This is a genomic window from Streptomyces flavidovirens DSM 40150 (genome assembly GCF_000429085.1).
Taxonomy (GTDB): domain Bacteria; phylum Actinomycetota; class Actinomycetes; order Streptomycetales; family Streptomycetaceae; genus Streptomyces; species Streptomyces flavidovirens.
The window spans coordinates 1-26,135 of sequence record NZ_AUBE01000017.1 but is presented as its reverse complement, the minus strand read 5'-3'; the positions used below and the strand labels follow the sequence as shown (position 1 = coordinate 26,135).

At 71.4% G+C, this 26,135-nt stretch carries 19 protein-coding genes; 12 read left to right on the top strand and 7 right to left on the bottom strand.

From position 1 onward, the window contains the following. Positions 1-5: 5 nt before the first annotated feature. Together G412_RS0122240 and G412_RS0122235 are read right to left on the bottom strand one after the other, a co-directional pair. Entirely contained in the window at positions 6-785 is a 780-nt protein-coding gene (locus G412_RS0122240) for a LamB/YcsF family protein (protein WP_028814010.1), read from the bottom strand. After that, positions 782-2,059, bottom strand: coding sequence for an MFS transporter (locus G412_RS0122235; RefSeq protein ID WP_028814009.1), 1,278 nt, complete (start codon positions 2,057-2,059; stop codon positions 782-784). Before G412_RS0122235 ends, G412_RS0122240 begins: the two co-directional genes overlap by 4 nt. Positions 2,060-2,230: 171 nt before the next feature. Between G412_RS0122235 and G412_RS0122230 the strand changes: the two genes are divergently transcribed. The 5 genes from G412_RS0122230 (at position 2,231) to G412_RS0122215 (ending at position 11,081) form a co-directional block, all read left to right on the top strand. After that, positions 2,231-2,944 (top strand): GntR family transcriptional regulator, encoded by a 714-nt coding sequence (locus G412_RS0122230; RefSeq protein ID WP_028814008.1) that lies wholly within the window; start codon positions 2,231-2,233, stop codon positions 2,942-2,944. 103 nt (positions 2,945-3,047) lie between these two features. After that, positions 3,048-4,574 (top strand): hypothetical protein, encoded by a 1,527-nt coding sequence (locus G412_RS0122225; RefSeq protein WP_028814007.1) that lies wholly within the window; start codon positions 3,048-3,050, stop codon positions 4,572-4,574. Further along, entirely contained in the window at positions 4,571-4,768 is a 198-nt protein-coding gene (locus tag G412_RS39770) for a hypothetical protein (RefSeq protein WP_157839149.1), read from the top strand. The genes G412_RS0122225 and G412_RS39770 overlap by 4 nt, the downstream gene beginning before the upstream one ends. After that, positions 4,765-5,724, top strand: coding sequence for a hypothetical protein (locus G412_RS0122220; protein ID WP_028814006.1), 960 nt, complete (start codon positions 4,765-4,767; stop codon positions 5,722-5,724). Before G412_RS39770 ends, G412_RS0122220 begins: the two co-directional genes overlap by 4 nt. 113 nt (positions 5,725-5,837) lie before the next feature. Next, positions 5,838-11,081, top strand: coding sequence for a hypothetical protein (locus G412_RS0122215; protein ID WP_028814005.1), 5,244 nt, complete (start codon positions 5,838-5,840; stop codon positions 11,079-11,081). 31 nt (positions 11,082-11,112) lie between these two features. Here G412_RS0122215 and G412_RS0122210 read toward each other — a convergent pair whose 3' ends face one another. Next, on the bottom strand, positions 11,113-11,598 hold the full coding sequence (locus tag G412_RS0122210; RefSeq protein WP_028814004.1) for a hypothetical protein: 486 nt from the start codon (positions 11,596-11,598) through the stop codon (positions 11,113-11,115). Positions 11,599-12,023: 425 nt separating this feature from the next. Between G412_RS0122210 and G412_RS0122205 the strand changes: the two genes are divergently transcribed. The 4 genes from G412_RS0122205 to G412_RS0122190 are packed head-to-tail and all read left to right on the top strand — an operon-like array spanning position 12,024 to position 16,185. Then, positions 12,024-14,753 carry a nitrate- and nitrite sensing domain-containing protein gene (locus G412_RS0122205; protein ID WP_028814003.1) on the top strand — a complete coding sequence of 910 codons (2,730 nt, stop codon included), beginning with the start codon at positions 12,024-12,026 and terminating at the stop codon, positions 14,751-14,753. After that, on the top strand, positions 14,750-15,190 hold the full coding sequence (locus G412_RS0122200) for a roadblock/LC7 domain-containing protein (protein WP_028814002.1): 441 nt from the start codon (positions 14,750-14,752) through the stop codon (positions 15,188-15,190). The genes G412_RS0122205 and G412_RS0122200 overlap by 4 nt, the downstream gene beginning before the upstream one ends. A 10-nt stretch (positions 15,191-15,200) precedes the next feature. Beyond that, a complete protein-coding gene (locus G412_RS0122195; protein ID WP_028814001.1) occupies positions 15,201-15,599 on the top strand; it encodes a DUF742 domain-containing protein in 399 nt (132 codons plus the stop codon). Continuing rightward, on the top strand, positions 15,580-16,185 hold the full coding sequence (locus tag G412_RS0122190) for a GTP-binding protein (protein ID WP_028814000.1): 606 nt from the start codon (positions 15,580-15,582) through the stop codon (positions 16,183-16,185). The genes G412_RS0122195 and G412_RS0122190 overlap by 20 nt, the downstream gene beginning before the upstream one ends. Positions 16,186-16,194: 9 nt before the next feature. Here G412_RS0122190 and G412_RS0122185 read toward each other — a convergent pair whose 3' ends face one another. Next, positions 16,195-17,001, bottom strand: coding sequence for a M15 family metallopeptidase (locus tag G412_RS0122185; RefSeq protein WP_028813999.1), 807 nt, complete (start codon positions 16,999-17,001; stop codon positions 16,195-16,197). A gap of 59 nt (positions 17,002-17,060) precedes the next feature. Between G412_RS0122185 and G412_RS35560 the strand changes: the two genes are divergently transcribed. Then, on the top strand, positions 17,061-17,594 hold the full coding sequence (locus G412_RS35560) for an NUDIX domain-containing protein (RefSeq protein WP_244283183.1): 534 nt from the start codon (positions 17,061-17,063) through the stop codon (positions 17,592-17,594). A 56-nt stretch (positions 17,595-17,650) separates the two neighbouring features. Here G412_RS35560 and G412_RS0122175 read toward each other — a convergent pair whose 3' ends face one another. After that, a complete protein-coding gene (locus G412_RS0122175; RefSeq protein ID WP_028813998.1) occupies positions 17,651-20,032 on the bottom strand; it encodes a glycoside hydrolase family 31 protein in 2,382 nt (793 codons plus the stop codon). Between the two features lie 218 nt (positions 20,033-20,250). On the opposite strand from G412_RS0122175, the gene G412_RS0122170 reads away from it, so the two are divergent. Next, the gene (locus tag G412_RS0122170) at positions 20,251-22,227 is read left to right on the top strand and encodes an acetoacetate--CoA ligase (RefSeq protein WP_028813997.1); all 1,977 of its coding nucleotides are present in this window, start codon (positions 20,251-20,253) and stop codon (positions 22,225-22,227) included. 90 nt (positions 22,228-22,317) lie between these two features. Then, a complete protein-coding gene (locus tag G412_RS0122165; protein WP_028813996.1) occupies positions 22,318-23,217 on the top strand; it encodes a hypothetical protein in 900 nt (299 codons plus the stop codon). Positions 23,218-23,278: 61 nt separating this feature from the next. Here G412_RS0122165 and ptsP read toward each other — a convergent pair whose 3' ends face one another. Both ptsP and G412_RS0122155 read right to left on the bottom strand, forming a co-directional pair. Then, on the bottom strand, positions 23,279-24,949 hold the full coding sequence (gene ptsP / locus G412_RS0122160; RefSeq protein ID WP_028813995.1) for a phosphoenolpyruvate--protein phosphotransferase: 1,671 nt from the start codon (positions 24,947-24,949) through the stop codon (positions 23,279-23,281). Positions 24,950-25,037: 88 nt separating this feature from the next. After that, positions 25,038-25,487: a PTS sugar transporter subunit IIA gene (locus tag G412_RS0122155; protein WP_028813994.1), complete on the bottom strand. Its 450-nt coding sequence runs from the start codon at positions 25,485-25,487 to the stop codon at positions 25,038-25,040. Between the last annotated feature and the right edge of the window lie 648 nt (positions 25,488-26,135).

Sequence of the window (26,135 nt, the reverse complement as noted above, 5' to 3'; positions counted from 1 at the left end):
GTCGCTCATACGAAGGCCTCCACACGGACACCCGCGGCCTCCAGACGTTCCCGTACGCGGCGGGCAAGGCCCACGGCGCCCGGAGTGTCCCCGTGCAGGCACAGCGAGCGGGCCCGCACGGGGACAGGGCTGCCGCAGTGGGAGGTGACGACGCCGAACCGGGCCATGGAGACGGAGCGTTCAACGACCGTTCCCGCGTCGGTCACGACGGCGTTCTCGTGTCCGCGCGGAACGAGCGTCCCTTCCGCCGTGTACGCGCGGTCCGCGAACGCCTCGGTGACGACCGGCAGCCCGGCCTTCGCGGCGAGGTCGAGGAACCGCGATCCGGGCAGGCCCAGGACCGGCCGGCCGCCGCCCGCCAGCAGCACACCGTCGACTACGGCCGCTGCCTGTTCCTCGTCGTGCACCACCCGGTTGTAGAGCGCACCGTGCGGCTTGACGTACGACACCTGTGAACCCGCCGCTCGCGCGAACACGTCCAGTGCGCCGATCTGGTAGGCGACTTCGGCCGCGAGTTCGTCCGGGGGGACGTCCATGGAGCGCCGCCCGAAGCCGGCCAGATCGCGGTACGAGACCTGGGCTCCGATCCGCACCCCGCGCGCGGCCGCGAGGTCGCAGACGCGGCGCATGGTCGCCGCGTCACCGGCATGGAAGCCGCAGGCGACGTTGGCGCTGGTGACGACGGACAGCAGCTCTTCGTCATCGGTCAGTTGCCAGCGTCCGAAGCCTTCCCCGAGGTCGGCGTTGAGATCGATCGAAGCTCTGCCAGTCGTAGTGGCGTTCACTGGAGCTCTTTTCCGCGCGTCTCGGGAAGGCCGAACAGCGCCAGTACGGCAAGCCCGTAACCGACCGCACCGAAGATCAGTGCGCCCCCCACTCCCCAGCCCCCGGCCAGGAAGCCGACGAGGGTCGGGAAGAAAGCGCCCACGGCACGGCCCGTGTTGTACGTGAACCCCTGACCGGTCCCGCGAACAGCCGTCGGATAGAGCTCACTGAGGAACGAACCGAAGCCGCTGAAAATGGCCGACATACAGAAGCCCAGCGGGAAGCCCAGGACGAGCACCACGTTGTTCGCCCCGGAGGGGATGTTGGTGTAGGCGAGGATGCAGGCGGCCGAGAGGAACGCGAACAGCGCGATGTTCTTCTTACGGCCCAGTCTGTCGGTGAGGTACCCCCCGGTGAGGTAGCCGATGAACGCGCCCGAGATGAGGAACGTCAGATAGCCGCCGGTACCGACGACGGTGAGGCCCCGCTCCGTCTTGAGGTAGGTGGGCACCCAGGTCGCGAGCGTGTAATAGCCGCCCTGGACACCGGTGGACAGCAGCACACCGAAGAGCGTGGTGCGCAGCAGGTCCTTCTTGAAGATCGCCGTGAACGACCCCTTGTCGCTGCTCGCGAGACGCCGCTGCGTCGCTTCCGGTGCGTCGCTGACATGGCGGCGTACCCAGATCACCAGAAGCGCGGGAAGCGCACCGGTCCAGAACATCACACGCCAGGCCGTGTCCGGGTCCAGGTACTGGAAGACCACCGTGTAGACGATGACCGCGAGCGCCCACCCGACTGCCCAGGAACTCTGGATCGCCCCGAGCGTACGGCCGCGATGCCTGGCCGAGGAGTACTCGGCGACCAGGATCGCGCCGACCGCCCACTCGCCGCCGAAACCGAGGCCCTGGAGCGCGCGGAAGACGAGCAGCGTCTCGTAGTTGGGGGCGAACCCGCACAGGACGGTGAACAACGCGTAGGTGATCACCGTGATCATCAGCGCCTTCACCCGGCCTATGCGGTCGGCCGCGATGCCGGCGACGGCGCCGCCGATCGCGGACACCACCAGCGTGACGGTCGTGAGGAGGCCCGTCTGCCCGGTGCTGAGACTGAAGTACGCGGAGATCGCGACCATGCTCAGCGGCAGGGTGAAGAAGTCGTAGGAGTCGAGGGCGTATCCGCCGAACGCGCCGCCGAAGGCGCGGCGGCCGCGCGGCCCGAGGGCGCGGAGCCACGCGAACGCGCCGTTGTCGTCGGGTAGTTCGTCCTGCTTCGACTGTGTCTGGGTGGTACTCATCTGCACCTCGCGGAAGGGGAGGAGTGCGCTGGAGACCGTGCGGTGACGCCAACGTAGGGGATTGTTGAACGATCCGACAAGAGTCATGTCGGTTCGTTCTTGCTTCTACGATGGGCAGCGCGCGCACGGCGACAAGTGGGCCGGCGGGAGAGCAGTAGGGAGACAGGCGCTGTGAGGACGACGGAGTCCGAGGCCGGCGGGCTGGCCGACGACCGCCCGCTGCTGGGCCGCACCAGCACGGCGGAGCGAGTCGCGGACATCCTCCGCACCCGCATCGCCGAGGGCTACTTCCCGCCGGGCGAACGCCTTTCGGAGGACGGCATCGGCAAGGCGCTCGGCGTCTCGCGCAACACGCTGCGCGAGGCGTTCCGGCTGCTGACCCATGAGCGGCTGCTCGTCCACCAGCTCAACCGCGGAGTCTTCGTCCGCGTCCTCGCCGTTGAGGACGTAGAGGACATTTACCGCATTCGGCGGCTGATCGAGTGCGCCGTCGTCCGTGGGCTCGGCGCGCCGCCCTTCCCCCTCGGCGGCCTCGACAAGGCCGTCGGTGACGGCGAGCGGGCGGCCGGCCGGCAGGAGTGGAAAGGCGTATCGACCGCCAACATCCACTTCCACCGGGAACTCGTCTCCCTCGCCGCCAGCCCCCGCACCGACGAGCTGATGCGCGGTGTCCTGGCCGAACTGCGCCTCGCCTTCCACGTGGTGGCCGATCCGCGCCGGCTGCACGAACCTTATCTCGTACGGAACCGGGAGATTCTGGAACGCCTGCGGGCGGGCGACAACGCGGCCGGCGAACAGCTCCTCGCCGACTATCTGGACGACTCGCGAACCCAGCTCGTCGAGGTGTACGCACGCCACATCGAGGCCGGAAACTGGGGGACATGAGGGGCTTTTGGCCCATGGCCGTCCTCCGCTGATCCGGTCCTGCGTGAGGGTCGCTTCTGCGCCGTTTCGACCGTTGTCAGTGCGAGGACCTAATCTGTGCCACGTGACTTCGCCTGCATCGACGGAATTCGTTCCGCCCCAGCTCAGCGCGGGGCCGCGGCCCGCACAGGGCCCGGCCGCCGACGAGGGGCTCGCGCGGCGGCTCCGCGCGCTCGCCTGCACCGCGCCGCTGCACGATCTCGACGTACGCAAGGCGAACCTCGCGGGCGAATACTCGGTCTACGCGATGGCGGAGATCGCGCTCGCCGCGATCGACCTCGTCACCCTCAACATGGACTTCGACACGGGCGCCGACCACGAGCAGATAGTGGCCAGGCTGCTTCCGCGGGTCGCGGCCCAGGCCCCCGACCGCCCGCTCGCCGAGCACGAGCGCGTCGCACGCTGGGTCCTGGAGAACCTGATCAACGTCGGAAGCGTGGACCGCGGCTTCCGTGCGGTTTATGGCACGTTCGGCCCCGATGGTGCTTATGTGCGCAGGGATTACGACTTCAAGCTCATCGAGGAGGTCCCCGGGTACGGCGGCAGCGTCTACCTGCGGACCACCGACGAGGCGGTCAACGTCCTTGTCGGCGCCCTCGACACGGACGTCACCAGCGCGCAGATCGCCGCCGAGGTCAAGCTCGAAGTGCTCATCAGCCGCGGCCGGCTCGCCGACGCCCAGCTCGCCGCCGAGCAGGCCCGGTACCGGACCGTGCAGTACGCCGAGACGCTCCGCAGGACCCTGGAGGCGACCCGGCGCAACGTGCGCGCCGTCGACTGGCTCAACGCGGTGCCCGACATGATCGCCGAGGCGCTCGACCACGTCGCCGACCGCTACCGGCACGAGAACGCGATCCTCACCAACATCCGCAAGGCGCGGGACGAAGCCGTGGAACCCGAGCACAAGCGGCGCGCGGCCGAGCTCGTCGACATCGTCAAGGACTGCATCCGCAGGCACACGCAGCTGCAGTCCCGGCTGCTGGACGCCGGACCCCTGTTCCGCGCCGAGCAGGACCGCCAGGCGTTCGCCACGCCCACGGCGCGGGCCGGGCTCGACCTGTACGGCCAGCTGGTCGCGCCACTGCTGCCCCTGCCGGTGGAGCAGGCGATCCGCGTCACCGACGCGTTCTTCGCGCACGGCGCCGGGCTGCGCACGCCCGTGTCCGTACGGGTCGGGGACTTGGTCGACATACTGCTGACCCCGCCGCTGGAGCGGGAGCACCTGGGCGCCGAGATGCCGGAGCCGGACCTGATCGCCACCCCGGACGACAGCCGGTTCAGCGAGGAGCAGCTGGCGAGCGCCATGGAGCTGCTCGACCTGCCGCACGACGCGCCGCGCAGACTGTCCGGACTGCTGGCCGACGCGCGGCGCCGTGACCCCGAGCTCCCGTACCTCGTCGCGCTGCTCGCGGTGCACGCGGCGAGCCCGCCGGTCGGCACCGCTTACCGGCAGGGCGAGAAGCAACTGCTGTTCGCCGTGGACGACGGCACCGAACTCGACGACCCGGAGTTCGGCGGCGCCGACCTGATAGTGGGCATGGCACTGCTGGACGCCGCCGGGATGAGCGCGGACCGGACGGAGGCGGCATGACCAGGAGACGCGGCATCGGGTCCGTTTCCAGCACGACCGGTGCGCCGATTGCCCGGCGCCCGGCCACGGCGACACCGTCTCCGCGCGGCTCCGGGCGGGCACCAGCCGGAACTCCGGGCGCGTCAGGCCCGGTGCGCGCCATCGAGTCCGTACCCGAATCCAAGAATTCCCGTACCGAGGAGCAGCAGTCGTGAGCGACCACCGCGCAGAGCACGCCGACGCGTGGAGCGAGCGGCCCACCGACGCCGCGACCGGCGCGGCCGCCGCTGGCGGCGCAGCCGAATCCGGCGAGCTGCCCGCGCCCGCTCCCGCTGCCGCCGCGCACGGCGCGGTCACGCCCGCCGACGCGGCCGACGCCGCCCGGCTGGTGTCCTTCGGGCTCCAGCCCAAGCTGCTGCCTGCCCGCGACGTGGAGTACGCCGACCTCCTCCGCCGCTACCGCGAAGAGCCCGCTTTCGCGCGCCTCGCCGACGCCGTCGCGACCGGCCTCGGACTCGTCGTCCTGGAAGTCTCCACACGCGCGGGCATGGCCGTCTCCGCCGGGGAGGACTCGGTCTTCGCCGTACGGATGGGCGACTACGCCCGGCGGGCCTCGGCCGACTCCGCCGACCGGTTCCTGCACGGCCTCGCCCACCTCGCCGTCGCCGCACTGGCGTTCCCCCGCCCCGAAGACCTCGCCGACGACGGGTACATCGGCCGCATAACGGTCAACGGTGTCGACGCCTTCGTGCGCCAGGCCTGCCGCCGCCTGGAGGAGCGCGCCGACGAGCAGGGGGAGAACACCGACCCGGCCACCGAGGCCCCCGGCCTCGAAGCGGCCTGGCGGATCTACGCCCGCCGCAGCGCGACCGGCGCCACCAAGGACGCGCGACGGCTGGCCGGTTCCACCACCGGCATCGTCGGCAAGGCCGTCGCCTTCCTCACCGAATCCGGCTTCCTGCACCGCACGGGTGACGACGCGGGAGGGGCGTACCGCACCACCGCCCGCTACCAGTTGCAGGTCCGCGACATGGCGGGCAGCGCGGCCATGGCCGAGCTGCTGGAACTGGGCGTGGTGCCGGTGACCGACGGCACCCCGACGCTGGTGCCGCCTTCGGACGCCGACGACCTCGAACTGACCGCCGAGGCCGGCCTGCCCTTCCACGCCTGACCCCCGGCCGGCCGCTGAAGACCGGCCGCCGAAGACCGACAGCCGCACCCGGCCGCCGCACCCCAGCCGCCGCACACCTGCCGCTTCACGACTTACGACGAGAGTCCGCCGCCATGTACGAGTTGTCCCGGGTCCGCCTCTACTCCATCGGGCCCGCCGGTGCGCGCTACGCCGACACCGTGCTTGACCTGCGCGGAGTCGGCGAGCCCGTGCCCCACCCCGCCCCCACACAGGCGGAGTTCTTCCAGGAGGAGCCGGTCGGCCCGCCGCGCAGGCCCGCGCCCGCCGGCGTGCTCTTCCTGGAGAACGGCGGCGGCAAGTCCGTCCTGCTCAAGCTGATCTTCTCGGTGATGCTGCCCGGCCACCGCAACACGCTCGGCGGCGCGAGCTCCGGCGTACTGCGCAAGTTCCTGCTCGCCGACGACTGCGGCCACGTCGCGCTCGAATGGCAGCACACGCTCACCGGCGAGTGTGTGGTCGTAGGCAAGGTGAGCGAGTGGCGCGGGCGGCAGGTGTCCAACGACCCGCGGAAGTTCGCCGAGGCCTGGTACTCCTTCCGCCCCGGCCCCGGCCTCAGCCTCGACTCGCTGCCTGTCGCCGAGTCCACCGCCGTCCGCCCGTACGGCGAGGGCGTCTCCGGAGCGCAGGGCCGTCGTCGCACCATGAAGGGCTTCCGCGACGCGATCACCGACGCGGGCAAGGCCTACCCGCACCTCGACGTCCACTGGGAAGAGATCCACGACCGCTGGAACGAGCACCTCGGCGACCTCGGACTCGACCCCGAGCTCTTCCGCTACCAGCGGGAGATGAACGCCGACGAGGGCGAGGCGGCAGGCCTCTTCGCGGTCAAGAAGGACTCCGACTTCACGGACCTGCTGCTGCGCGCCGTCACCGACACCAGGGACACCGACGGCCTCGCCGACCTCGTCCACGGCTTCGGCAACAAGCTGGGCCGCCGCGCCGAGCTCACCGCCGAGCGCGACTTCACGGCAGGCTCCGTCGACCTGCTCGGCCGCATCGTCGACGCCGCCGAGACGCGCGTGCGCGCCCGCGACGTCCACGCCGGCGCCGAGCGCAGGACCCGTACGCTCGCCCGCAGGCTCTCCGCCCGCGCCGGCGAGGAGCGCGGCCGCACCGCCGAGCTCGCCCAGCAGGTCACCGCCACCGCGCAGGCCGTCGCCGAGGCCGAACAGGCACGCGGCCGCAGCTCCCTGATCGCCGGCGAACTCGCCTACCGGCACGCCTCGCTGGCCCTCGCCGCCGCCGAGAAGGCGGCAGGCGCCCAGCGCCGCGAGCTCGCCGACGCCCGTACGCTGCACGCCGCCTGGCAGGCCGCCGAGGCCGTACTGCGCCACCGCGCCGCCGCCGACCGCGCCGCGCGCGTGGCCGTCGCCATCCGCGAGGCCGAGCGGGACGCCGCCCCGGCGCTGGCGGCCCGCGCCACGGCCGCAGGTGAGCTCGTACGGGCGCTGCACGCGGCGGCCGAGGACGGCGAGCGGGTGGCCGCCGAGGAGGAAGAGCGCTCGGCCGCTCTCCAGGAGGTGGGCGAGGCGGCGCACCGCGACGCCACCACGGCCGCGACCCAGGCACAGCGCGCCCGCAGTGAGGCCGGGCACCTGCGTCAGCGCCTGTCCGAGGTCGAACAGGAGACGGCGGAGGCGGTACGCGCCGGCTGGCTCGACGACACAGCTCCGGACGCCGACCCGGCACGGGCGGCGCTGGCGGCGACCGACGCGGAGAAGACGGCGGTCGCGGCCTGGGAGACGGCGCGCGAAGCCGCCCGTGCGACGGCCGACCGGGCGAAGGAGGCCGCGGGCGCGGAGGCCCGCGCCGAACTGGCGGCGGCCCGCGCGGCGGACGCCGCGCAGGGCGCCGAGCACGCGTACGAAGCCGAGCGCCGGGCCGCGGAATCGCTGGCGGCGGAGGACCGCCTGTCGGAACTGCTCAGTCTGCCGTCGGCACCGGTCACGACCGCGTCCGTACCGCAGCCGCGCCGGGGCACGGCCGCGACGGACAGCGCGTCCGCCGCGCGAGCCGTCGGCGCGGAAGGCCGTCCCGCGCGCCAGGGCGTGCACGTCACCGTCGGGAACCCGGCGGAGGACACGGATGCGGCCCGGACGGAGGACGGGGCCGACCGCCTGGCGGACGACCGGCCGACGAGCGGATCCGGCGGCGCGACCGTCACCCGCCCGAGCAGCGGCACCGGCCATGGCGGCGCGGCAGACGCGCGTACGAGTAACCGCACGGACACCGCCCACCCAGGCACCCCCGAGCAGAGCAACGCGACGGACGACCCGTCCACCGGCACCGGTACGGAGTCACGCCCCGGTACGGAGTCACGCCCCGGCACCGAACAGCGCCCCGGCACGGAACAGCGCCCCGGCAAGGAACCAGCCGTCGGCACGGAAGTGCGTTCCGGCACGGACACGCGCACCGGTACCGACGCAGGCACCGTCACCGGCGCAAGCAACCCCGGCACAAGCAACCCCGGCGCAAGCAACCCCGGCCACCGTGCCGCCGAGCACCCGGACCCCGCCGGCCCGGCAGGCGCCGCCACCGGCACGGATGCCTTCGGGCGTTCCACCGCGTCCGCGCACCCCCTCCCCACGCCCCGGCGTACCGCCGAAGGACCGCTCACCGTCGAGGAGCTGGACCGAAACGCGGAGGACCTCCTCGTCCTCCTCGACCAGGCCGTCACCTCCGCCGAGCGGCAGCTCTTCGAGCTGCGTACCGCCGCCGCCGACGACGCGCGCATCCTCGGCGCGCTCGGCGACGGAGGGCTGCTGCCCCCCGGCCCCGACGTCCTGGCCACCGTCGAGTTCCTCGGTGAGCACGGCATCCCCGCCCTCCCCGGCTGGCGCTACCTCGCGCAGGCCGTCGCCCCCGCCGACCACGCCGCCGTGCTCGCGGCCCGCCCCGAGTTGGTCGACGGCGTCGTCATCACCGACCCCGACGCGCATGTCAGGGCCCGGGAAGCCCTCGCCGGCGCCGCGCTGCTGCCCCGCTCGGCCGTCGCCGTCGGCACCGCCGCCGCGCTCCTGGCGCCCGTACCGGCGCCGGGTGACGCCCCGTCCGACCGCGCCGATGTCTTCCTCGTACCGCCGAACCCGGCGATGCACGACGAACACGCGGCCGACGAGGAGCGTCACGCGCTGCGTGCCAGGGCGACCGCCCGTGACGAGGAGATCCGCAGGCTCGCCGCCCGGCTGACCGGTGACCGTACGCTCGCCGCCCGCCTCGGTTCCTGGCGCGCCGACTGCCCGCCCGGCATGCTCGCGGAGCTGGCGCAGGCAGCCAGGACGGCAGGTGAAGCGGCCGAAGCGGCCGAAGCCGTGCTCGCCGAGGCCCGTACGGTCCGCGCCGAGGCCGACGAGGCGGCGGCCGACGCCGCCCGCATCAGGGACGAGCGGCAGGACGCCGCCCAGCGTGCCCGCCGCGTCGCCGACGCCCTCGCAGGCCTCGCCCACCGCCTGAGAGAACGCGCAGGCTGGCTGGTCAAGGTACGTGAACTGACCGAAGAGGCCGCAGAGCTGGAGGCCAGGGCCGCGGTGTGCCTGGAGCGTGCCAAGGCGGCCGACGAGGACCGCCGAGCCGCTCAGCGCACCGCCGACGACGCACACAGGACCGCGCGCACCCTGCGCGCCGAGCGGGCCGAGATCGCCGGCGCGCCCGAGACACTGCCGGAGCCGGACGAGGACGCACCGCGTGTCGCGCTGCCCGCGCTGCGCGAGGCGTACCGCGCCGCGTCCCAGCTGTACGAGAAGGTCGGTGTCGGCGCCGACCTGCGCGCCGAACAGGCCAGGGCGGAGAGCGACGAGAGCGCCGCCCTGACCGAGCTCAACCGGCTCAGCAACAAGGTCCGCACCAGGGCCGCCCTGCTGCTGGAGGGCACGGACGGCGCCGACGGTCCGTCCCGCCAGGCCGCCGTCGCCCGCGCCGAATCGCTCGTACAGATGCTGGAGTCGCGGGCGTCCGCCGCGAGCGAGCAGCTCGGCAGGCTGCGCGGTGAGGCCGAGCGCCTCGCCCCCGAGGACGGTACGGCGCACACGGAGCTGCCCGACGACCTCGTGCCCGCCGACGCGGAGCACGCGCAGACGCTCCTGCGCACCGCCACCTGCGAACTCGCCTCCCGCACCGACGCGCTGGACTCGGCCCGCGCCGCCCACGCCGAGCTGCTGCGGGCACACCGCGCTGCGGAGGACGCGGCGGGCGGCTTCGACGAGACGGCGGCGCTCCTGCGCGACCTGCTCAGGGACCACCACCAGGACGACGAGGGTACGGAGGAGCCCGGCCCGTACCCCGGCAGCCTGGAGGAAGCCCGGCAGTCCGCCGCCGAGTCCCGCCGCCTGCTGCGCGGGTGCGCGGCCGAGCTGTCCGCCGCCGAGGCGTCGGTGCGCGAGGCGAGCGACGTACTCGTACGGCATGCCAACTCCACGCGGTACGAGCAGGTACGCACCCCCGCCCGCCAGCAGATCCGCGAGCTGCCGGCCGCCGCACTGCCCGAGCACGCGGCGGCGTGGGCGGCGGCGTTCGAGCCCCGGCTGCGCGTACTCACCGACGAGCTGGCGCAGCTCGAACGCAACCGCGACAGCATCGTCGACCGGCTCCGGGGTCTCGTGGAGTCGGCCCTGGCGACGCTCCGCTCCGCCCAGCGCCTCTCCCGGCTGCCGGAAGGCCTCGGGGAGTGGTCCGGACAGGAGTTCCTGCGGATCCGTTTCGAGGAGCCGGACCAGGCGACGCTCGTCGAGCGGCTCGGCGAGGTCATCGACGAGGCGACCAGCGCCGCTGTCAAGAAGAACTCCGACCTGCGCAGAGACGGAATGTCCCTGCTGCTGAGGGGCGTTCAGGCCGCGCTGCAGCCGAAGGGCATCTCGGTCGAGATCCTCAAGCCGGACGCCGTACTGCGCGCCGAGCGCGTGCCGGTCGGGCAGATGGGTGACGTCTTCTCGGGCGGCCAGCTGCTCACGGCCGCGATCGCGCTGTACTGCACGATGGCCGCGCTGCGCAGCAACGACCGGGGCCGCGACAAGCACCGGCACGCGGGCACGCTGTTCCTCGACAACCCCATCGGCCGCGCCAACGCCACGTACCTGCTGGAGCTCCAGCGTGCGGTGTCCGACGCCCTCGGCGTGCAGCTCCTCTATACGACCGGACTGTTCGACACGACCGCACTCGCCGAGTTCCCGCTGGTCATCCGGCTGCGCAACGACGCCGACCTCCGGGCGGGCCTCAAGTACATCAGCGTGGAGGAGCACTTGCGGCCGGGCCTGCCGCAACAGGACCCGGACGGCGAGACCGTACACGGCGAGATCACGGCGACGCGGATGTTCAAACGCACGCCGGCGCCTGCCGAGTAGCGGCGACCACCCTGCCGGGCGGCGGGCGGCCTCAGGCCTGGGAGAGCCGGCCCGTGCCCCGCCGGGTCCGCTCCTCCCGTTGCCGTGTCCGGGCGGACCTGCGGGCCGCCCGGCGTGCCATCCGCCGCTCGCGGCGCAGTTGGCGCGCCGTACTGCTCGGGACGGACACCACGCCATGGCGCTGGTTCCACACCTGGCGGGTCACCCATACGTCCAGCACCCCCCAGGTCGCGACCACCGTGCTGCCCACGCTGCTCAGCACCATCGGGAACGCCAGCCACGACCCCGCGAGCGTGCAGAGGTAGGCCACTATCGCCTGGATCATCGTCAGCGACGTGAGGATGACGGCGCGGACGGCGGCTGTACGGACCGGATCGGGCAACCGCGGCCGTACCGCCGGCTCCTCGACCCACAACTGCCGCTGCGCGCCGGCCGTCGCCCGATCCCGCGAATCGCCGGCAACCTCGAACGCTACGGGCGCCGCGGGCGACGCAGTACCGCGCTCTTCCGTGTCCATCGAACCTTCACTCCCCACCGCCGCCTGCGTGCCCCTCAACTCGGGCGCGGACATCTGCCCTTCAGGAGTGGCTGCCCGCCTTCCGCCCTTTTACGCTGTGCCCCGCGAGCCGGATGTGACGCCTACGGCCTCATCCGGTCCGCTCCCCGTACAACTGGACGAATGGGCGGCTCCGAAGATTCCCGCGAAAGGGAGAATTCAAGCCATCTGCCCCGATTGGCCGACGGGCGTACGCGCAGGTGTCCTTTGCCACAACGGCGCCCGTCAACTCCCGGAATTCCATGACAACTGGTGATCCACGCACCTCGGTACGGCTGAAAATCGTCCGGACGTGCCTTCGAGTTGCGCGAGTGACAGTAGTAGGCTCACGCCGTTTGTTGACGGAACACCACCCCCGTCCGGCGGGGGCCGAGCTGGGGGAGGCCATGCGCTTTCGCGGAAAGTCCATCCGCAGGAAGATCGTGGCGTTGCTGTTGGTGCCGCTCGTGTCCCTCACCTCGCTGTGGGGCTTCGCCACCGTGCTCACCGGCCGGGAGGCCAACCAGCTCCTGGATGTCGCCCACATCGTCGAGCAGGTCGGCCATCCGATCCAGGACACGGTCGAGGTCATCCAGCGCGAGCGCCGGCAGACACTGATCTACCTGGCGGACCCCCGCGCCTCCGACGCCCTCGCCACCCTCAGCCGCGAGCGCGCGGCCACCGACGAGTCCGTCGCGAAGATCAAGGCTCGCGCACAGGACTCCGCAGTACGCGACGACCTGCGCCCTTCGGCCGCTAAGCGCCTGGCCTCACTCCTGGAAGCCTTCGAAGACATCCAGACGCTGCGCGCCTCCGTCGAGAACAGCACCGTCACCCGACGTCAGGCACTCGACCGCTACAACCGGCTCATCGACCCCTGCTACTCGTTCCTCACCACCCTCCACGCCCTCGAAGACGTGGAGATGGACAAGCAGGGGCGCGCGCTGGTCGGCCTCACCCGCGCCCGCGAGATGCTCTCCCGCGAAGACGCACTCATCGCGTCCGGCCTCGTCGCCGGGCAGTTCAAGGCGCCCGAGCTCCGTGAGATCTCGGCACTGGCCGCCAACCGCGAGTTGCTGTACGACGTCAACCTCGAAGTCCTCCCCGCCACCGAGCGCCACGCGTTCGCGGACTACTGGGACAGCCCGGCCACCGAGCCACTGCGTACCGCCGAGGAACGCCTCATCACCGCGGGCGCCACCCGAGATCCGCGCGCCGTCACCGCCAGGAGCTGGAACGACGCCGCGACCGGCGTCCTCGACCACCTCGCCCACGAGGGCAAGGAAGCGGGGGAGCGCTACCAGGACAACGTCGAGCCCGTCGCCTTCGGCGTCCTCATCAAGGCGGGCGCCGCCGGTGTACTCGGCTTCCTCGCCCTGATCGTCTCGCTGGTCCTCTCCGTACGGATCGGCCGCAGCCTCATCCGCGACCTCTCCCGCCTGCGCAAGGAGGCCCACGAGATCTCCGGCGTCCGGCTGCCCAGCGTCATGCGCCGGCTCGCCGCGGGCGAGGAGGTCGACGTGGAGACCGAGGCCCCCCGGCTGGAGTACGACAAGAACGAGATCGGCCAGGTCGGCCAGGCCCTGAACACCCTGCAGCGCGCCGCCGTCGAATCGGCCGTCAAGCAGGCCGACATGCGCCGCGGCGTCTCCGAGGTTTTCGTCAACCTGGCCCGCCGCAACCAGGTCCTGCTCCACCGCCAGCTCACACTCCTCGACACCATGGAACGCCGCACCGAGGACACCGAGGAGCTCGCCGACCTGTTCCGGCTCGACCACCTGACCACCCGAATGCGACGCCACGCCGAGGGCCTGGTGATCCTCTCGGGCGCGGCTCCGTCCCGGCAGTGGCGCAAGCCCGTCCAGCTCATGGACGTTGTACGGGCGGCCGTCGCCGAGGTCGAGGACTACGAGCGCATCGAGGTACGCCGCCTGGCCCGCGTCGGCGTCGCGGGCCCGGCCGTCGCCGACGTCACCCACCTGATCGCCGAACTCCTGGAGAACGCCACGGTGTTCTCGCCCCCGCACACCGCCGTCCAGGTGCACGGGGAGCGCGTCGCCAACGGCTTCACCCTCGAAATCCACGACCGTGGCCTCGGCATGACACCCGAAGCCCTCCTCGACGCCAATCTCCGGCTCGCCGAGACCCCCGAGTTCGAGCTGTCGGACACCGACCGGCTCGGTCTGTTCGTGGTCAGCCGGCTGGCCCAGCGCCAGAACGTCCGGGTCTCGCTCCAGCAGTCGCCGTACGGCGGAACCACCGCCGTCGTGTTCATCCCCGCCGCCCTGCTCACGGACGCACCCGAGACGAACGGCACCGGCTTCCGGCTCGACCGCAAGTACGCGGCCGGCGAACGAGGCACCGGGGAGGCGGGACAGAGCGGACGCCGCAAGTCCCTGACGACGGTTTCGCGCCTGCCCGCCGAACTCGCCGCCCAGGCCGTGCTGGACGGCCCCGTCGAACTCGAACCGCCCCTGGGCGCACTGGGCCTCGCGGGCCCGCTCGGCGGCGGCGCCGATATCGCGGACATCGAGGACACCGAGAGCGAACGCGGCGGACTGTTCCGGGCCCGCGACCGTTCCCGGGCCCGCTCCCGCGCCGACCGTGCCCGTGAAGCCGCCGCTGAACAGCACCAGCAGGCGTCCGACCACGTAGCCGGGAGCGACGAGAACGTACGTCCCGGTGCCCCTGTCCCGCTGCCCCGCCGCAACGCTCCGACTTTGGTAGCCGACAACGGCCGCCGCGTGACCGGTCGGGGGCACGCACCCAACGCGCGCACAGCACCATCCGAATCAGCACGCACCGCACCCCACGCAACACCCGCACCCCACGCAACACCCGCACGGCGACCCGCCCCCGCGGACGAGGCTCAGGGCCTCCCGCCGGGCGGACTGCCCCGCCGTGTCCGCCAGGCCAGTCTCGCCCCGCAGTTGCGCGTGGCCACCACCGGTCGCACCGAACCCGCCGACGACGTACCGGCCACCGAGCAGGACGCCGAGCGTGAGGCGCAGGAAGTACGCAGCCGTATGGCTTCGCTCCAGCGCGGCTGGCAGCGCGGCCGCCGGCAGAACGCCGAGGACGAGCCGGGCACCGGCGGGACAGCACCAGGAACCACACCAGAGAGGGACGGTCGATGACCGCACCGAACGCCACAGCACACGACACCACAGTCCGGGGCTCCGGAGAGCTCAACTGGCTCCTCGACGAGCTGGTCGACCGCGTCGGCAGCATCCGCAATGCCCTGGTGCTCTCCAGCGACGGGCTCCCCACCGGCACGTCCAAGGACCTGACGCGCGAGGACGGCGAACACCTCGCCGCCGTCGCCTCCGGCTTCCACAGCCTTGCCAAGGGCGTCGGCCGCCACTTCGACGCGGGCCGGGTCCGGCAGACCGTCGTGGAACTGGACGACGCCTTCCTGTTCGTCACCGCGGCGGGCGACGGCAGCTGTCTCGCCGTGCTGTCGGACTCCGACTCCGATGTCGGACAGGTGGCGTACGAGATGACGTTGATGGTCAAGCGGGTCGGCGTCCACCTGACGACCGCACCACGCTCCGGTCTGCCCGCCGGAGGGTGAGTGGGCTGAGATGAGCGCCGCAGGCCAGCAGGGATCGCCGCACTGGTTCGACGACGAAGCGGGCCCCGTAGTACGCCCGTACGCGATGACGCGTGGCCGTACGAGCAGTGCGAGCCGGCACCGGCTCGACCTGATCGCGCTGGTCGTCCCCGAACCCGCGGCCGACGATCCCGGACGTGACCAGACGCTCGCTCCCGAGCACGTCGAAATCGTCGAACTGTGCAGCGAGACGCCGCAGTCGATCGCCGAACTCGCGGCGGGCCTCGACCTCCCCGTAGGGGTGGTCAGAGTGCTCGTCGGCGACCTCGTCGAGGACGAGCTGGTACACGTGACCCGACCCGTACCTCCGGCCGAGCTGCCGGACGAAAGCATCCTTCGCGAGGTAATCAATGGTCTTCGGGCGCTCTAGCCGTAACAAGCGACCGGTCGAACCGGTGACGCTCAAAATCCTCGTCGCGGGTGGTTTCGGGGTGGGCAAGACCACCCTGGTGGGCGCGGTCAGCGAGATCCGGCCGCTGCGCACCGAGGAGGCGCTCACCGAGGCGGGCCGCCCCGTCGACGACATCGCAGGCGTCGAAAGCAAAAACACCACCACCGTGGCCATGGACTTCGGGCGGATCACGCTCCGCGAGGACCTGGTGCTCTACCTCTTCGGTACGCCCGGCCAGGACCGGTTCTGGTTTCTGTGGGACGAGCTGGCACAGGGAGCCCTCGGCGCGGTCGTACTCGCCGACACCCGCCGCCTGGAGGACTGCTTCGCCGGCATCGACTACTTTGAGCGCCGGGGCATCCCTTTCGCCGTGGCCGTCAACTGCTTCGAAGGCGCCGACCGGTATCCGGCCCCAACGGTACGCGCGGCACTCGACCTCGACGAGGGCGTGCCCCTGCTGCTGTGCGACGCGCGGGACCGCGAGACGGTCAAGGAGGTGCTCATCGCGGTGGTCGAGCACGCACTGGCCCGCTCCGCGGACCGGCGCCAGAAGGCGTCCACCTGAGCGTTGAGGTCAGTGCCCGGCGACCGACCTGCGGGCGACGGGGAAGTCGAAGTACGTGTCCGGGAAGGGCTCGGGCTTGTACGTGAAGTGCCACCACTCCTCGGCGAGATTCACGAAACCGACCTCACTGAGCAGTCCCTTCAGCAGTTGCCGGTTGGCGCGCTGGGTGCCCTGGATACGGGGGTCGTCCGTATGGGACAGCGTGTCGAAGCAGTCATACCCGGTCCCCATGTCGACTGAATTGTCAGGAAAACGCTCAGCTTTGGGCGCGTAGCACGGTACGAGCTGTTCGCCGGGGACGTACGGCCTGGTCGCCTTCGCGGAAAGCTTCACGATCGTCAGGTCAACCGTGCTGCCACGGCTGTGCCCTGACTTCTCCGCGATGTAACCGTCCGCGAACAGCCGCGTCTTGTCGACATGCGGATAGAACTCCGCCTTCATCGCCTCGTCGTCGAGGTCCTTGGCCCACCGCACGAAGTGGTCGACGGCCCGCTGCGGCCGGTAGCAGTCGTACACCTTGAGCGAATAGCCGCGCCGCAACAGCTTCGTCTGCGCCTTGTGCAGGGCGTTCGCCGCGGGCTTGGTCAGGATGCAGACCGGCTGCCGATAGCCGTCCACGGGCACACCCACGAAATTGTGCGCCGTCGTGTAGCGCATCTCCTGAGTGATCGTCGAGTCCACGGACCGCAGGGACACGAACTCCCCGGGGGCCTTCGGCTCGGGCTTCGCCTGCGCCGCGGAGGAGGCGGCTGTGACGGCGAGCAGGGCGACCGCGGCGGTGGCCAGGGCGCGCAGTACGGAGGCAAGTCGTGTCATGGGCCTCCGTCTATCAGGTCAACCGCCCCTGGGGAAGGGGCATCGGATACAGTCCGCGCGTGGCCGCACCTTCGAAGAAGCCCGTCCGGGACTCCCACTGCCCCAGTTGCGGAGCGCCGTACCGGCCGGCCGGTGACTGGCCCCGCGTCTGTACCGTCTGCGGCGACACGGCCTACCGCAACCCCTTGCCCGTCGCTGTCGCCCTGCTGCCCGTACGCGACGACCAGGGTGGCGGACTCGTCGTCTTCACCCGTGCCATCGAACCTCAGCTCGGCGGGACCGCGCTGCCCGGCGGCTTCATCGACCACGGCGAGGACTGGCGGCAAGCGGTCGTACGCGAACTGCGCGAGGAGACGGGCATCCAGGCGCCGGCGGGACAGGTGCGCCTCGCCGACGCGCTGAGCTCCCCCGCCGGCCACCTGCTCCTCTTCGGGCTGCTCCCCGAACGCGCCGCCACCGACCTGCCGCCTTCCGCCCCCACTACGGAAACGACAGGCCGGCACGTCCTGCGCGCACCCGCCGAGCTGGCCTTTCCGCTGCACACCGAAGCGGTACGCCGATGGTTCGCGGGAAGCTACAGCCACACGACGTAACCATTCCCCGGTCCCGCCCCAGCCGACCGCACCCGCCCCAGCGGACCGCACCCACCTCAGCAGCCCCGCACCCGCACCGGGAGCCCCACGTCCCCGCCACCCTCCCGCTCCACCAGCACCCGCCCACCGTTCACCCGCGTCGTGAACCGCTCGACCTCCGCCCGCTCCCCACCGTCTCCCGCGCCCCGCACGACCAGCCCTCCTCCGGTACGCCCGGCAGCCGGCGCCCACGCCTCCAGCGTCAACCCGCCGTCGTCACCGCGCACGGGAATCACGGAACCGGCCCGAGCCAGCACAGGGATGCGCGACAGTGGCGCCTCCAGCAGCACCTGGCCCTGGCCTTCGTAGGCCTTGCCGGTAGCCGTGTCGTACCACCGGCCGTGCGGCAAGCGCACCGCTCTGCGGTCCGCGCCGCGCTCCAGTACGGGAGCGACCAACAGAGCGTCCCCGAGCAGGAAGGCATCCTCACAGTCCCGCAACGCCCGGTCCTCAGGCGCACCCCACCACACGGGACGTACATAAGGCGCACCGGTGAGGCGGGCCAGATGGGACAGCGTCACGAAATACGGCCGCAGCCGCTCCCGTTCCGCGAGCGCGGCCTTCGCGTGTTCGAGCACCCGCGGACCGAACTCCCACGGCTCACCGGAGCACGAGGGAACAGCCGCACGCGTACGGAACAGTGGCAGATGGGCGCCCAGTTGAAACCAGCGCAGATACAGCTCGGGTGAAGGTGTGCCGCTCAGCCCTCCGACATCGGTTCCCGAGTACGGCACTCCGCACAACCCGAGACCGAGCACCAGGGAGAGCGAGGCACGCAGCCCCGGCCAGCCCGTCGGCACATCCCCGGAACAGGTGCCGGCGTACCTCTGTATGCCGGCCCAGCCGGAATCCGAGAAGAGAAACGGCCGTTCCCCGGAATCCCGGTTCCGCAGTGCCTCGTAACCGGCACGCGCCATCCCCAGGCCGTAGACATTGCGAGCCTCCCGGTGATCGCCACCGCGCCCCTCCAGATCGTGCCGTGCGGAGCGCGGCAACGACGGATCACCGAAGGGGGAGAGGGCCGCCGGTTCGCTCATTTCGTGCCAGACACCGGAGAAACCCTGAGCGAGGCGCTCTTCGTGCAGCGACGCCCACCAGGCACGAGCACGTGGATCGGTGAAATCCGGAAACACGTGCTTCCCGGACCGAAAAGCTCCGCGTACCTCGTTCCCGTGTGCGTCCCGTACGAACGCCCCCGCGGCCCTTCCGCTGTCGTACAACCCGCTCCCCGGCTCGGCTCTGACAGCGGGACGGACGACCGGGACCAGCCGCACCCCCGACTCACCGAGATCCGCGGCGAGCCGGGCAATCCGGGAAAACCGCTCAGGCCCGGCGACGGCGCCCTGTTGCCCGTCGGCCCGGCCCATGTCCATATCCAGGTGCAGCGCGGACAGGGGCATCCCCCGCTCGCCAAAACCGGCGACGATCCGCCGCACCTCCCGTTCGCCGCCGGACCCCCGCCACGCGTGCTGCCGACCCAGCGCCCACGACGGAGGGAGCACGGGCGCACCAGTGAGCGCGGACCAGCCCCGCAGCACGCGCGCCGGCGTCCCCGCCACCACCCAGCAACGCAGCGGCCCGCCGTCCATGCGCAGCTCACTCGTGCCCGGCCGGTCGTGGCCCGATCCGGCCCCCTCCTCGCCCTCCCGCAGCGTCACCCGCCCTTCCCAGGTCGTGTCGTGGAAGACGAGATGTGTGCCGGCGTCGGAAACGACCAGTTGCACCGGCATGGCAGTGAACAGCGGCCCGCCGCCCGCCTCGAGCCGCCCGCCCGCATCGAGCCGCCCGCCCGGATCGAGCCGCGCGCCCGGACCCGAGTTCCACAGGGCGTACGTGCCGTCCCGCAGCCGGAACCCCGAAGACCGCCCGCCGAGACCGAAGAACCGCGCGTCCGCCGGCACCTCGCCGCGCTGCAGCCACCGCCCGGTCCCTCCCCCGACCGGCTCCCACCAGCGCGGCGGCAGGTCCCGGCGGAGCACCATGCCGCCCGGTGTACGGACCTCGACGGCACCGTGCCGCGAGACGGCGACCGTCAGCCGCTGCGACACCACCTGCCAGCCGCCGTCCTTGTCGGGCTCCAGCTCCGCCCTGGGGTCGGGCTCCGGGCACGCACCCGCGAGCGCGTACGAGGGCTCCGGCTCCGCGCCGTCCCAGCCCCAGAACACCGCCCCTCCCACCGCGACCATCACCCGCAGCTCGGAGCGGGCGAAACGCAGCACCCCGCCACCCGGCTGCGGCTCCGCGCCCGTCACCGCACCGGGCACCCGGGCCCGCTCAGGTCCCCGCTGCCGCAACCCCCGGGCATCCGTACGACGATGCCGCCACGCCGAGCCCGCGAAGCGCAGCCCCCGCACCGTGCCGACCAGTTTCACCGAGCGCACCAGGTCATGACCGTCCATGCGGCTCACCCTGCCACCCGGCCGGACACGCACAGGGCGCGTTCAACTGCCGTTCACCCGTGGTGCGCGCACATGACCTGATCCCCGACTGTGGGGAGCCCGCCCTGGTGCGCGAGACGATCACGTGGCATCGTCCCTGTCAGCCGCCTCGTGCGCACACCCTTCCGCACGTGCGCGCGACACACGCACACCACGCGTACAGCCCTGGGAGCCGCCCCATGTCCTCAGCAGCGAACACCGCGCCCCTCTGGCAGCCGGACGCGGACCGTATCGCCGCCGCCGCTGTCACCCGCTTCCAGAGCTGGGCGGCCGAGCGGTACGGAGCACCCGCCGACGGCGGATACGCGGCGCTGCACCGCTGGTCCGTCGACGAGCTCGACACCTTCTGGAAGGCCGTCGCCGACTGGTTCGACGTGCGCTTCTCCACCCCGTACGAAACGGTCCTCGCCGACCGTTCCATGCCGGGCGCCCAGTGGTTCCCGGGAGCCACCCTCAATTACGCGGAGCACGCCCTGCGAACGGCCGAGGACCCGTCCCGCGCGGACGACCCGGCCCTGCTGTACGTCGACGAGACCCACGCGCCCACATCGGTGAGCTGGTCCGAGCTGCGCCGCCAGGTGGGCTCACTCGCCGCCGAACTGCGCGCCCTCGGCGTACGCCCCGGAGACCGCGTCAGCGGTTACCTCCCCAACATCCCCCAGGCCACCATCGCCCTCCTCGCCACCGCCGCCGTCGGCGGAGTCTGGACCTCCTGCGCCCCCGACTTCGGCGCCCGCAGCGTCCTCGACCGCTTCCAGCAGGTCGAGCCCGTCGTCCTCTTCGCCGTCGACGGCTACCGCTACGGCGGCAAGGAACACGACCGTACGGACACCGTCGCCGAACTCCGCCGCGAGCTGCCCACCCTGCGCGCCGTGGTCCACATCCCACTCCTCGGCACCGACGCACCCGAAGGCGCCCTGAACTGGTCAGCCCTCACCTCGGCCGACACCGAACCGGTCTTCGAGCAAGTCCCCTTCGAGCATCCCCTCTGGGTCCTGTACTCCTCCGGTACGACCGGCCTCCCGAAGGCCATCGTGCAGTCCCAGGGCGGCATCCTCCTGGAGCACTTCAAGCAAATCGGCCTGCACTGCGACCTCGGCCCCGACGACCGCTTCTTCTGGTACACCTCCACCGGCTGGATGATGTGGAACTTCCTCATCTCCGGCCTCCTCACGGGCACCACGGTCGTCCTGTACGACGGCAGCCCCGGCTATCCGGGCACCGGCGCCCAGTGGCGCGTCGCCGAACTCACCGGGGCGACCCTCTTCGGCACCTCGGCCGCGTACGTCATGGCCTGCGCCAAGGCCGGGGTCCACCCCGCGCGCGACTACGACCTGTCCCGCGTCAGATGCGTAGCCACCACCGGCTCGCCGCTCCCGCCCGACGGCTTCCGCTGGCTCCACGACGAGGTCGCGTCCGACCTCTGGATCGCATCGGTCTCCGGAGGCACGGACGTCTGCAGCTGCTTCGCCGGCGCGGTCCCGACCCTGCCCGTCCACATCGGAGAGCTCCAGGCCGCCTGCCTGGGCACCGACCTCCAGGCCTGGGACCCCCAGGGCAAGCCGCTCACCAACGAAGTCGGCGAACTGGTCGTCACCAACCCCATGCCGTCCATGCCGGTCCACTTCTGGAACGACCCCGACGGCAGCCGCTACCACGACAGCTACTTCGACACGTATCCCGGCGTATGGCGGCACGGCGACTGGATCACCATCACGGACCACGGCTCCGTGGTCATCCACGGCCGCTCCGACTCCACCCTCAACCGCCAGGGCGTCCGCATGGGCTCGGCGGACATCTACGAGGTGGTCGAGCGTCTTCCGGAAATCAGGGAGTCCCTCGTCATCGGCCTCGAAGAGCCCGACGGGGGTTACTGGATGCCGCTCTTCGTCCACCTCGCGGAGGGCGCCACGCTCGATGACGCCCTGCGCGACCGCGTCAAGCAGGCCATCCGCACCGAACTCTCCCCGCGCCACGTTCCCGACGAGATCATCGAGGTCCCCGGCGTCCCGCACACCCTCACCGGCAAGCGCATCGAGGTACCCGTCAAGCGCCTTCTCCAGGGCACCCCACTCACCAAGGCGGTCAATCCGGGCTCGGTCGACAACCTCGAACTCCTGCGCTTCTACGAGGCCCTGGCCCGCTCCCGCCGCTGACGAGCGGCCCCCCCTGCCTCACGGAGAGTGCGTTGTCAGTGCAGTCGGTTACGGTGAGTGAGCAATGATCGACTGCGCTCAGGGGGAATCATGGCGCGCACCAAGTCCACGAAGCATCACAAGAGCAAGGCGATGCGCCGCACGCTTCGCCGCGAAGCACCCAGCACCGTAGGCCTGCTGGCCGACGAGCAGGACTTCGCCCTCATGACGGGCTACGGCACCTTCGCCTTCGACGACCACACCGCGTACCTCCAGCAGGTCGACGGGCTGCTACGAGCCCTGGCGGCCCAGGGCTTGCACACCACCGTCGCGCTCTTCGACCCGGAAGACTTCCTGGAGTTCTGCCGGGCCACAGGCATCGACCCCGACACGGCGGAGAGCCGGACCCGCTTCACCGCCGAAGTCGCGACCTGCGGCGCCTCCCTCCCCTATACCGGCCAGCCCATGGACAGCCTCGTGCCCCTGCTGATCAACGAAGCGGTCCGCCGGGCCACCTGGGAGTACGCCACCCTGCTCCTGGCCCGGCTGGGCAACTGCGCCGAATGCGGCGAGGACATCGGCCGTGAGTCCCTCGACCGGGCGTCGCGCCTCGTCACACGCCTGCTCGAACAAGCCGGCCCCGGCAGCCACCACCTCGTCTGCAGCGTCCCCGTCGAGGAGGAACAACTCCTCGCCGTGCTCCACGCGGAACGCACCGCCGGCGAGCCGGTGCACCTGACCGAGGCCGAAGGCGCAGAGTTCGTGACCGTCCTCGCAGCCGGTATCGCCGTGGAAAGCACCGGGGGAGTGGTACTGAGGACCACCGAGCCCGGAGCCCCGGACCGCCTCCACGGCTGGCGACTCCACCGGGGCCGCCTGATCGCACTCTCCGCCGGTGAGGTCTTCAGCGCCTACTGCACGGACGCGGACACCGGCGAACCGGTATCCCCGGAGCCCGGCGTCGAATACTGCCCGGGCTTCGAGATCGAGGAGCCCGACACCCATCACTGAACGCCCGAGGGGCTCCCGGCCACCTGGCCAAGAGCCCCTCGGTCGATCCGGCGTCCGCCGGTCACTCGCCGGACAGCACCGCCTGCGCGGCCGCCCGCGCCTCGTCGGCGGTGTCCGTGGCACGCGCCGCCGCGGCAGCCCGCTCGCACTGGGCGAGCGTGTGCTTCGCCAGCGTCGCCCGGACATAAGGAATAGCCTTCGCGCCCATCGACAGGGAGGTGACACCCAGACCCGTCATTACGCAGGCGAGCAGCGGATCGGCCGCAGCCTCACCACACACGCCACAGCTCTTGCCCTCGGCCTTGGCGGCGTCGGCCGACGCCGCCACCAGGTCGAGCAGCGCGGGCTGCCACGGGTCCTGGAGCCGCGACACCGCACCGACCTGCCGGTCGGCGGCGAACGTGTACTGGGCCAGGTCGTTCGTCCCCAGCGAGAGGAACTCGACCTCCTGCAGAATCGAGCGCGCCCGCAGCGCGGCGGACGGGATCTCGACCATCGCGCCGAACTTCGCCTGCAGCCCGGCCGCACGGCACGCGTCCGCGAACGCCTTGGCGTCCGTACGGTCCGCGACCATCGGCGCCATGACCTCGAGGTACACCGGCAGCCCCTTGGCTGCCTTCGCCAAGGCGGTCAGCTGCGTCCGCAGCACGTCGGGGTGCTCGAGCAGCGACCGCAGCCCCCGCACACCGAGCGCCGGGTTCGGCTCCTCGGCCGGAGTCAGGAAGTCGAGCGGCTTGTCCGCGCCGGCGTCCAGCACCCGCACGACCACGCGGCCCTCGGGGAAAGCCTCAAGAACCGTGCGGTACGCCTCAACCTGCTTCTCCTCCGAAGGCGCCTGCTTGCTGTCGTCGAGGAAGAGGAACTCCGTACGGAACAGACCGACACCTTCAGCGCCGGCCTCGACCGCGGCCGGTACATCGGCGGGACCGCCGATGTTGGCGAGCAGCGGGACCTTGTGACCGTCGGACGTCGCACCGGGACCCGTCGAAGCCGAGAGCGCAGCCCTGCGCTCAGCGGCAGCGGCCTCGAGCTCGGCCCGCTTCTCGGCGGTGGGCTCGACGAAGATCTCGCCCGTGCTGCCGTCGACCGCGACGACCGTGCCCTCGGCCAGCTCACCGGCACCCGGCAGAGCCACCACAGCGGGCACACCCAGAGCCCGCGCCAGAATCGCGCTGTGGCTGGTGGGCCCGCCCTCCTCGGTCACGAAGCCCAGAACCAGCGTGGGGTCGAGCAGCGCCGTGTCGGCGGGAGCGAGGTCCCGCGCGATCAGCACGTATGGCTCGTCGCTGTCCGGCACACCGGGCATCGGCACGCCCAGCAGACGGGCGACGATACGATTCCGCACGTCGTCCAGGTCCGCGACACGACCCGCCAGGTACTCGCCGGCATTCGCCAGCAGAGCCCGGTAGGCGGCAAAGGCGTCGTACACCCCACGCTCGGCCGTGCTTCCCACAGCGATGCGGCGATCGACATCAGCCATGAGCTCGGGGTCCTGCGCCATCATGGCCTGCGCCTCAAGCACGTGCTGTGCCTCGCCGCCGGCCAGGTTGCCACGCGCAATCAGGTCGGCCGCAACAGCTTCCACGGCCTGGCGGGCGCGCCCCTGTTCGCGCTCCGCCTCCTCCGCGGGAATCTGCTTGGCCGGCGGCTCCAGAACCGCCGTGCCCATGTGCCGGACCTCGCCGATCGCCACACCGTGGCTCACGCCGACGCCTCGCAGCGTTGTCTCCATTTCACCGTCTCCGATAGTTGCGGCGGGACCCTGTCCAGTCCCCCCGCGATGGATGTCGTACCCGCGGGCCGCCATTACGGCGCCGACGTCACTGCCAGCTGAAGAGCGCGTCGCCGGACTTCACGTCGCCGTCCTCGACGAGGTCGGCAAGGGAGTCGGCCGTGGCCTCGAGAGCAACGATCGGGCACACGGCCGACTTGCCGGCCTCTTCGACGGCTGCCGGGTTCCACCGCACGACGGCCTGGCCGCGCGCCACGGTGTCCCCCTTGTTCACGAGCAGCTCGAAGCCTTCACCGTTGAGCTGCACCGTGTCGATGCCCAGGTGCGTCAGGACTCCGTGCCCGTCGGCGTCGACGACGACGAAAGCGTGCGGGTGCAGGGAGACGATGACACCGGCAACAGGGGCGACAGCCTCCGACGGCTCACGTACGGGGTCGATCGCGGTGCCGGGACCGACCATCGCACCGGAGAACACCGGGTCGGGGACTGCGGCGAGTCCGATGGCGCGTCCAGCAAGAGGGGACGTCACGCTGGTCATAGGGCCTCCCAGGGGTGGAGAGTTCGTGTGCCGCCGCCACTACCTGTCCAGGACGGCGTACTGTTTGAGAAGGGTAAGTCACTAGAAGTCCCGGTTCCGCACGAGAGCTGCTGCTTGGCGGACCTAGGGGTGCACCGGCAACGGTTTGCCTCGTCTCCGGGAGCGATGTACTCTCGTAGTCCTGCCTGAGACCACCACGCACTCCATCGTGGGTCGTGGGTCGGCAGCTTCCGTCAAGTCCAGACCTTATCTCGGATCCGATGTTCAGCGTGCCCGCAGAACGTTGGTCAGGGAAACGGAAAAGGACTGATAGAGTCGGAATCGCCGGAAAGGGAAACGCGAAAGCGAAGAACTGGAAAGCGCCGAGGAAGTCGGACACGAAAGAGTCTGATAGAGTCGGAAACACGAAATACCGAACGAAAGCCCGGAGGAAAGCCCCAGACGATGTTCTGTGGGTGAGTACAAAGGAAGCGTCCGTTCCTTGAGAACTCAACAGCGTGCCAAAAGTCAACGCCAGATATGTTGATACCCCGACCCATCTTTGATGGGTTGGTGGTTCCTTTGAAAAGTCCTGGGTCGTCACGTGTGACGGCCCGGGCGAACACAGCGAGGACGCTGAGAACAGCGGACCATATTCCGGTCCGATCT